The organism is Nitrospira sp., assembly GCA_029194675.1.
In the GTDB taxonomy this organism is placed as follows: domain Bacteria; phylum Nitrospirota; class Nitrospiria; order Nitrospirales; family Nitrospiraceae; genus Nitrospira_D.
This window is the reverse complement of record JARFXP010000005.1, coordinates 217,881-226,079: the sequence shown is the minus strand read 5'-3', so window position 1 is coordinate 226,079 and position 8,199 is coordinate 217,881. Positions and strand designations below refer to the sequence as shown.

Annotated in this window: 7 protein-coding genes; 6 read left to right on the top strand and 1 reads right to left on the bottom strand. The window is 57.4% G+C overall.

Features of this window, described 5'->3' with window-relative positions; genetic code table 11:
- The 5 genes from P0120_21845 to P0120_21825 form a co-directional block, all read left to right on the top strand.
- A partial coding sequence (locus P0120_21845) for a hypothetical protein (protein MDF0676950.1) occupies nucleotides 1–887 on the top strand: 887 nt, incomplete at its 5' end.
- A gap of 127 nt (nucleotides 888–1,014) precedes the next feature.
- Nucleotides 1,015–1,641 carry a cytochrome c gene (locus P0120_21840; protein ID MDF0676949.1) on the top strand — a complete coding sequence of 209 codons (627 nt, stop codon included), beginning with the start codon at nucleotides 1,015–1,017 and terminating at the stop codon, nucleotides 1,639–1,641.
- 150 nt (nucleotides 1,642–1,791) lie between these two features.
- Nucleotides 1,792–2,508, top strand: coding sequence for a cytochrome c (locus P0120_21835; GenBank protein MDF0676948.1), 717 nt, complete (start codon nucleotides 1,792–1,794; stop codon nucleotides 2,506–2,508).
- 52 nt (nucleotides 2,509–2,560) lie between these two features.
- Entirely contained in the window at nucleotides 2,561–3,388 is an 828-nt protein-coding gene (locus tag P0120_21830) for an ethylbenzene dehydrogenase-related protein (GenBank protein ID MDF0676947.1), read from the top strand.
- Between the two features lie 2 nt (nucleotides 3,389–3,390).
- Nucleotides 3,391–4,416: a c-type cytochrome gene (locus P0120_21825; protein MDF0676946.1), complete on the top strand. Its 1,026-nt coding sequence runs from the start codon at nucleotides 3,391–3,393 to the stop codon at nucleotides 4,414–4,416.
- 138 nt (nucleotides 4,417–4,554) lie between these two features.
- Here the strand turns inward: P0120_21825 and ubiA are convergent, their stop codons facing one another.
- Nucleotides 4,555–5,445: a 4-hydroxybenzoate octaprenyltransferase gene (gene ubiA / locus P0120_21820; GenBank protein MDF0676945.1), complete on the bottom strand. Its 891-nt coding sequence runs from the start codon at nucleotides 5,443–5,445 to the stop codon at nucleotides 4,555–4,557.
- Between the two features lie 473 nt (nucleotides 5,446–5,918).
- On the opposite strand from ubiA, the gene P0120_21815 reads away from it, so the two are divergent.
- Entirely contained in the window at nucleotides 5,919–7,925 is a 2,007-nt protein-coding gene (locus P0120_21815; GenBank protein MDF0676944.1) for a hypothetical protein, read from the top strand.
- The last annotated feature ends 274 nt before the right edge of the window (nucleotides 7,926–8,199 follow it).

The following is an 8,199-nucleotide window of genomic DNA, read 5'->3' as shown; positions in this document are numbered from 1 at the left end:
TGTTGATCGGAGTCCTGTTTCTTGGTTCGAACTATTACTTCTGGCTGGGGATTACCTATCGCATTCCCGGATCGGAGGCAAAATATCGGCGGGCCATGTTGCTGATGCTGATCAGCTTGCTGTTCTGTCTTGCTGTGTGGATGACCCCGCACTCGCTGGTCGCCAGCATCGAAGAGGCCCAGAAGATGGGAGGGGCTCATCACCCATTGCTCGGCGTCCTGGGCGTCATGTCGGCCAAAATGACGGTGGCGAACCTCATGATTCTCATTACGTTCATGAGCTTCGTCATGTATTGGCGGGCAGGGAAGCAAGACACCGCCAGGTGGGCGAAGCTGGGAAAGGCGGTGATGGGCGCCGTGTTGGTGTTGGCCAGCCTCGCGGTCATCGTCCTCGGGGTGTGGGGATACTTCGTGCCGGCGATCGTCCGCATCAATTATTTTTCCACATCTCAGGTGCTGATCGTCATCTTCGTCATCCTGACGATCGCGCCGTTGACGGCACTGTTGCTCAAGAGTGCCAGGACGACGACGGAGATGGTATGGGGCAGCATGCCTCCGCGCGCCGGGTATGCCCTGGTCCTCAATGCCGTCATGATCATCCTCCTCATGGCGCTGATGGGCTACGCGCGGTCCTCGTCCCGCGTCCATTGGCATGTGTATGGAGTCATGCGTGATTCGTCGCCCTATGCCTATTCGCCGGCCCTCGGCAGCGCGTCGCTGATCATGGGCTTCTGCACGTTTTTCTTCTGTATCCTCGTGGCCTTCATCTTCTGGGTCGCCACCATGGGTGACAAGGCCAAGGCTGCTGCACCAACAGGGAAGGGAGAGTTGCCGCACGGCATTCCGGCGATGGCCGGAGGAGCTCCGGAAGAGCGGCAAAGGCCGTGAAGAGAGTTTTGAATTGTGAGTTTTAGGTCTAAAACGCAGCACTCAGCCCGCTTCGCCCGTTCAGCCCGCGTCGACGAGTCCGCGAGGCGTGCGAGGCGAGCACTCGGCACTTAACATTCGAGGACCCATGAGTGAAGTCGCACAACTACAATTGATTGCTCTTGGTATTGTCGGATTCGGGATTCTGATCCTCCTCTTTATCAAGGCGACATTTATCAGAGTCACGGGATTTGTTGCCATCGTGCTTGGGTTGTTTTCGCTCACGTGCCTCGCAGTGCCGCAGATGGCCTCCCTCCCTCCAGCCGAGGAAAAGATCGACATCGCCAGTATCAAGACCCCGACCGACATCGCGGCCATCGGGCAGACAGTGTTTTTCAGCAAAGGCCAATGTGCTCTGTGCCATTCCATTGGCCCAAGTGAATCGGCGCGTTGCCCGGATTTGAAGGGGATCGGTGCAAAATTGAGCCGGGGGTTCCTCTATGAAAGTTTGACGGATCCGCAGGCGTTCGTGTATCAGGACTATCGGCATGGAGGGGTGCCGAAGGAATATCCGGCCACGATGCCCGCTATCAACAAGGATCCGATCGGACTCTCGAAGAATGAAATTTTGGCCGTCATCGCGTTTCTACAACAGATGAGCGGGGAGCCGATCTCCATCAGCGCATCGGAACTCGAAATACCGGGCCAGGCTCCATCAGCTCCTGTCAAAGCAGCGGAATCTTCGTTGGTCGCCGATGGATCACGGAATCAATGAGCACATTGTCAGGATGTTCAAAATGGCCTTCCAGCAAGACCGCAACGAGCAAAGAGGCGAAGCGTACTTTTTGTCGTACGTTGAGCCTCTGCGCGATGTGAGAACGCAGCTGGTGGAGGACCTTTTCAACATCCTGCTAGGGAGGAACGTATGGGCGCGCTAGGTAAGCCGATCATCCTCATGGTAGCCATGTACCTGTTCTTGAAGTTTGTGCTGCCGAACATACCGGGCTCGGCGCCCCTCCCCTCCAGCCTGATTTTCCTCTATCTCCTCCTGACTGCCTCCGGCATCGTCATCTTTGAAACGTTGAGCAGAGAATCCAAAGATGCCTTCTGGGGGCCGATGCAACGGTTCCTGACAGGGGAGAATAGCGGCGGCTTGCAAGTGCTTCGCTACGGTGTCCTCATTCTGTTTCCTCTGCTGATGGGGTGGGAAACCTACGGCAGCACCGCATCGAGTGATCTTCCACCAACGGAAGGCAGAACGATTCATCCTGCACCACCTGGGGAGTACACAGGGCTGTCGAATCCTGTTCCCAAAACCCCTGAAAATATCATGCAGGGGAAGGGGTTCTACGCGGCCTTTTGCTCTCCTTGCCATGGCGGGAACTTCGATGGCAAGGGACCAGCCGCCCGGGGCTTCAATCCGGCTCCAGCCAATTTTGCCGATCCGACGACGATCGCGATGTTGCAAGAAAGCTATTTGTTCTGGCGCATTAAAAAGGGCGGCGTCGGACTCCCGATCGAAGGGGCGCCATGGAGGTCTGCCATGCCCCGTTGGGAAGTGGAATTGCCGGACGAATGGATTTGGAAGATCATCATGGGCGAGTACGACGGAGCGCATCAATCTCCACGAACTTGGGAATAAGGGAGAGGAATAGCGTGGAGGGAGTGAGTGGTGTAGGGAGAACGAGGCCAGCATGAAGCCGGTGAATCAGATAATGAAGCAGGTTCTGCGGGGTGGGGCGGCAGTAATCGTGGTCATGGTCCTCTGCGGCGCACCGTTCAGCGTTGCCCAAGAGAGCGTGGCGGTTCGGGCCGCGCTCGTGACCGGCGGGTTGCCCCTTGACGATCCAAACGCCGCAGCCTGGAGCAGCGCGGCACCGGCGTCTTTCCCAATGTCGCCACAGGTGCATTGGCCGAACCGGATTCAAGAAGTCACAGTCAAAGACGTGTCCGTGCGTGCGTTGCACGACGGGAAACAGGTCGCATTTCTCCTGGAATATGCCGATCCCACTCAAGATCCGGACGATGGCGCGGCGCTCGAATTCATGGTTGGGGACAAGAAGGCACATTTTGCCCATGGACAACCGATGCTGCAGGTGGAAGGTGGACCGGTCAACATTTGGTTTTGGAAGAATAAGGCGAACAAGGCCGTCGATATGAGTGCGAAAGGCTTCGGCACGTTGAAGCCGCAAGTGCATCAAGACGTGAACGCAAAAGGCGCCTACTCAAACGGCACCTGGAAGATAGTCTTTTCCCGCAATCTCTCGAACGAACATCCCGATGAAGATGTTCAAATTACACCGGGGCAATTTATCAGCATCGCCTTTGCGGTGTGGGACGGACGAAAAGATGCCGCGGGTGAGTTGGTCGAAAAGGGATCTCAAAAAGCCGTCTCGTCCTGGTGGTATTTCCGAGCCGATGCGCCGCCGGACTATTCCAGCTATATGTACGCGGCGGTAGCCGTTGCATTGGCCTTGGGGTTTCAGTTTGTCCTGATCAGAAAACTCAAGAAAGGGCAGTGAGCATGAAGGCGGCACGGCTAAGTGTCATTGGGTTGTTGGTTGGGGTAGTGGGGGGCGCAACCTTGATCACGGCTGGGTGCGCGAACGAGCAAGAGAAGCGGGGACACGAGCTCTATACTCACTATTGCAGTGACTGTCACGGTGAAAGCGGTAAGCAAAACCAAGGGTTTAATTGGTCGGCCATGCCGGATCCGAAACCGAAAGATCTGTCCAACAAATCCGAAATGGGGACGTTCAAGGACGAGGACCTCTTCAGTACGATTTCACGCGACATGTTGGACACGAGCGAGGAGGGTGGCGATCCGATCGGAGACGACGACTTTGCGGTTCCGACGATGCCGACGTTCAAATATACATTGTCTGAGGATGAAATTTGGGCGATCGTCGGGCACGTGCGCACGTTGCACGGGATGAAGATGGAGTTTAATGTCGCGGCGCGCAAGACCTCGCTTGAAGAAGGGCTGAAGACCGCCCAGGCCAAGTTTGATCAGGCCAAACAGGCCTATGAAGCGGCGGAGAAGAAAGCGAGCGACGAAGCCGAGCGGAAGAGTGAGCAGTTGAAGAAAGACGTGGACGTAGATGAATCCGCCTATGCGGCTGAACAAGCGGCGATGGTGCAAGCCAAGAAAGAGATGGATGCGGCACAGGTTGCACTCAACAACTTCTCCACCAGACCGGGCAAGGGGGTCAGTATTCCAAGGCCGGATCTGACCGTCAAGCCAGCGGAAGCTGCAAAATTGGCCGATCGCGGGAAAAGACTCTACGAAAATAAATATGGCTGCAACGGGTGCCACAATCTTGCCGGCGAGGGTGGCAAGATCGGCCCTGCCTTGGATCGAGCAGGATTTCGGCTGAACGCGACCTGGATTTATCGCTGGCTGAAGAATCCACAGGCTATGGATACACACACGCGTATGCCGGCATTGGGACTGAATGATGCGGACGCGAAGGCCGTGACCATGTATGTCGCCACGTTACGTGCCCCCAAGGCGGAGCCTGTCGTGCAGAAGCCGACCGAAAAGCCTTAGCAGGATGCGGAAAAGCCGGCCGTTCATCCTTCAAGCGCCTCAGGACGAACGGGGTGGTCATTGAACATTGAATGGAGTGGGGCTTACCGATCGTGCTGAGCCTGTCGAAGCACACACATCGAGGTCTTCCGTAGCCCGTTAGGTCAACACCCCCGCAAGGAGTCCGGCGAGTATCGCGAGACCGACCCATACGTGCTTCCGGAACATGTCAAATGCGTGAGTCGGTGTCATCGGCCTTCGCAGCCGGCCGATCTGAAGCAGAAAAAATACCGCCACGCCGGAGAGAGCCGCGTAATATGGCCATCCCAGCTCAGCGAGCCACCCTGCTGCGGTCAAGAAGGTCAGCATGACACCGAACGCCAAGCCCACTCCTTGATGAACGGAAGACCCGAGGTATAGCGCGGCCGACTTGACTCCAATGCGACGATCATCCTCCTGATCCTGGATCGCGTAGATTGTGTCATAGGCCAGGGCCCATGCGGCCGTTGCTCCAAAGAGACACCAGACCGGTGCATCCAATTGCCCTCGCACCGCAGCCCATGCCATGACCGTTCCCCAGCCAAACGCGATGCCAAGCATGGCTTGCGGGATGTGAATCCATCGTTTGGAGTATGGGTAGAGGGCTGCGAGCACGAACGCGATTGGCGCAAGCCAGGTCACGATAGGCCGAAGGAAAAACAGGAGGCTTACCGCCACGATAAGGAGCAGGCTGAGCAGCAGCACCGCATGGCGTCGGGATATCTCACCTGAGGCCAAGGGACGAGTTTTGGTACGAGTGACTTGCCGGTCGAATGATTGATCCGCCAAATCGTTCATGATCACACCCGCGCTCCGCATTAAGAACGATCCGGCGATGAAAATGACTAATAGATGGAGTGGGGGAATCCCACGGTCGGCCAGTACCAACCCCCACATCGTGGGCAGGAGTAAGAGATAGGTACCGGTCTGGTTCGGCAGTCGGATCAATCGGGCAAGAGCCGACCAAGGAATCCCAGAGGAAGGAGAAGGTGATCCTGACGGACTGGACATGAGGCGACCTTAGCAGGCTGCGGAGAAACTCGGTTGATGCCGATAATATAGCTGGAACTAGGTACAGTGCCAACGCCAGAATACCTTCAGGATGCTCAAAAAGGCCGCTGTTCTCACCTGCCCGAACCCCTTCGCGCCGAGACGCGCCTCTCCGCAGGTGCGGCCGCAGCGAGGTCCGCGCGGCGAAGAATAATGAGCGTCACGTTTGCGGACGGGCGCGAGTCGGTGAGCGCCCAGTGTCTTGGGCGCGGCGTATGCTTTCTCACCCGGCCCGCCCCGAGCTGCCCAGGCAGCTCTTGCCCGGTGGTGCGTTGAGCCGCTGAGTGATGCGACCTGCCTGCGCGAAGCCGTTCCGGCGAAGGCAGGGAACGCCGCTGGCGGACTTTTTCAGCATCCTGGTAGCCGAGGGAAAACGGGCTGTCAGCGCGTCATCCTCGGTTGTGACGCCGGGGTGAATTCGGTATAACCACAAGGTGACCAAGCTGCAACCCATGCTGACCGTCAATTTTCCGCCATGGCGCCGCTTCATCTCTTTCTATCTTGTGCTGGCACTCGCCCTGTCAGGTGTCGGCTGTTCCCTACTCAAACGGGGGAAGGGGCCGGCCAATTCCCAACCGATTCCCTTGAGGCCAGTCATCTGGTTCTCACCGAGCGTGACCACGGCTGAAGTGCCATACCTGGACGGTTGTGGTGAAACGAGATCATTCGCTCTGGCGGACATGGTTGTCGCCTCTGTCCCTAAGAAGTTGACGGAAGTCTTTACCGGTATCGCGGCCCAGACCCAGACTGATGATACCATCGAGACAGGCGACGTGATTGAGGTCGGAGTAGGACTGAGGCGGATAGAGCTTGCGGCTCCAAAGCAAACACAAGGAACATACCCGGCGACGGCGACGGTGGGAATTGAGATGGCGTTCTTGGCAAGAGACAGAACGGTGCTCTTTAGTAAAAAACTCGAAGGTGCCGGCCGTGGTACGGTGACGGTCGGGGAACAGCCCTGTCAGGTAACGGGCTTGGAGGGGATTGTTCAGGACGCGATCGATTCGGCGAACAACGAGCTGGCTCAACAGATCGCGCAATCCGTGCAGATCCGAGAATACGCAGCTCAAAAAGACGCTGGGGTTCCAATGGCGGCACCGACAACGGGAGCCGTCACGTCGGTTCCTACAGCGGTCGAGACAGCGGCGGAACCGCCGCAGGGCGCTTCGACCGCACCGGCTCAGCTGAGTTTTCGTGCCATCATCCGGGATGAGAATCGAGACCAATTCCTTCAGCCGAACGAATCCCTCACGATCGAAATCGAAGTGAAGAACGAGGGAATAGGAGAAGCAAAGGACGTGACCGTCACGACTGAAGGAAAAGCTCACCTGGACGCCTTGTTTCCCCCGGAAGTCCAAATCGGCATCCTCAAACCGGGAGAGAGCAAACGCACCTCGATCACCCAACGGGTGACGGCATCCCAAGAAGACCTTCATGGAGAATTGACGTTGAATTTGAGGACGAGTAGCCCGGTGGCCTCCGTTCCCCCGCCCAAGACATTTACGTTTGGGGTCAAACCAAGAGCCATCGACCTGGCGTTGGTTCCGGATGTCGATACCATGCCGACTTCACTGGCGGCGTTCACTCAGCCGAAAGCCGTCATTATTTCGATCGGCGTCGGGACGTTTCGAGACGAACAGGTTCCGGCGGTCAAGTATGCCCGCCATGATGCAGAAGTCATGGCCGAATATTTGCGTATCATCTGCGGTGTCCCCGGCGAACGCATACGAATATTGCTCGATCGACAAGCGCTCGTACGGGATTTGGAGGACACGTTTGAACGATGGCTTGGAAAGAAGGTGGACCGGGAGACCGTTGTCTATGTATTTTTTGCCGGACGAGCACTGGTAGAGGCCGGGACCGGTGCGATCTCGCTCGTGCCGTATAATGGGACACTCTCCGGGGCAAATCAGCTCTATTCCCTCGTCCGGCTACAGGAAGTTCTCTACCGACTTCCAATCCGACGGGCTATTCTGATGTTTGACGTCTCGATGGACCCCGCTCCGGGTGCCGCTCTTGTCGACATCCCCTCGCCTGCCTGGGAATCACCTGTCAGCGAGGCAAGGAAAGATGTGGAAATGTGGATGGTGGGCAATCGAAGCCTGCAGGAAGCGCATGCGTATGACGAAGGTAAGCACGGGTTGTTTACGTACCATCTTCTCAGAGGGTTGCAAGGCGTTGCCGATGTGGATCGAGACGGGACGGTCATCGCCGGCGAACTCTGTACATATGCTCGAGGCCAGGCGGCGCGTGTGGCTAGTGAACAATTCGGGAACAAGCAAGATGCGCTCTGTTTGCCCGGAACCGGACGGGGAGGCATGGTGCGAATACATCCGGTGGCGAGAGGCAATAACCCGAAGCCGGTTCCCACGCCCCGACAACCTGAGCCGTCAGCCGACTCTGTTGGTCCAGCTCCAAATCCAAAGCCTATTGGTCCCTAGACCGCACTATTCATGAACACTTCTGCTGCAATCGCCGATCTGCTGTTCCGACGAGCCTTCGGCCGGCGGGCTCGCCCCTCGGACCTTCGACGTACTGCACGAGTACGCCTCAGGTCCTCCGTGCTCCACGCGCCGGTCTCACGACGCGGCTTGGCGATTTCGCGACGAACTGTCATGAATAATGCGGGCTAGCGCATCAGACGATGTCGATTCGCTTCATTGACAGGCTCGCCGGTGGCCGTTATCATGCGGAACGGAGCCTCATCCTGTCTTT

What these genes read in the sequence shown, in the direction of transcription:
- P0120_21840 (MDF0676949.1), top strand. Translation starts at nt 1,015, where the DNA reads ATGAGTGAAGTCGCACAACTACAATTGATTGCTCTTGGTATTGTCGGA.
- ubiA (MDF0676945.1), bottom strand. Translation starts at nt 5,445, where the DNA reads ATGTCCAGTCCGTCAGGATCACCTTCTCCTTCCTCTGGGATTCCTTGG.
- P0120_21830 (MDF0676947.1), top strand. Translation starts at nt 2,561, where the DNA reads ATGAAGCCGGTGAATCAGATAATGAAGCAGGTTCTGCGGGGTGGGGCG.
- P0120_21825 (MDF0676946.1), top strand. Translation starts at nt 3,391, where the DNA reads ATGAAGGCGGCACGGCTAAGTGTCATTGGGTTGTTGGTTGGGGTAGTG.
- P0120_21835 (MDF0676948.1), top strand. Translation starts at nt 1,792, where the DNA reads ATGGGCGCGCTAGGTAAGCCGATCATCCTCATGGTAGCCATGTACCTG.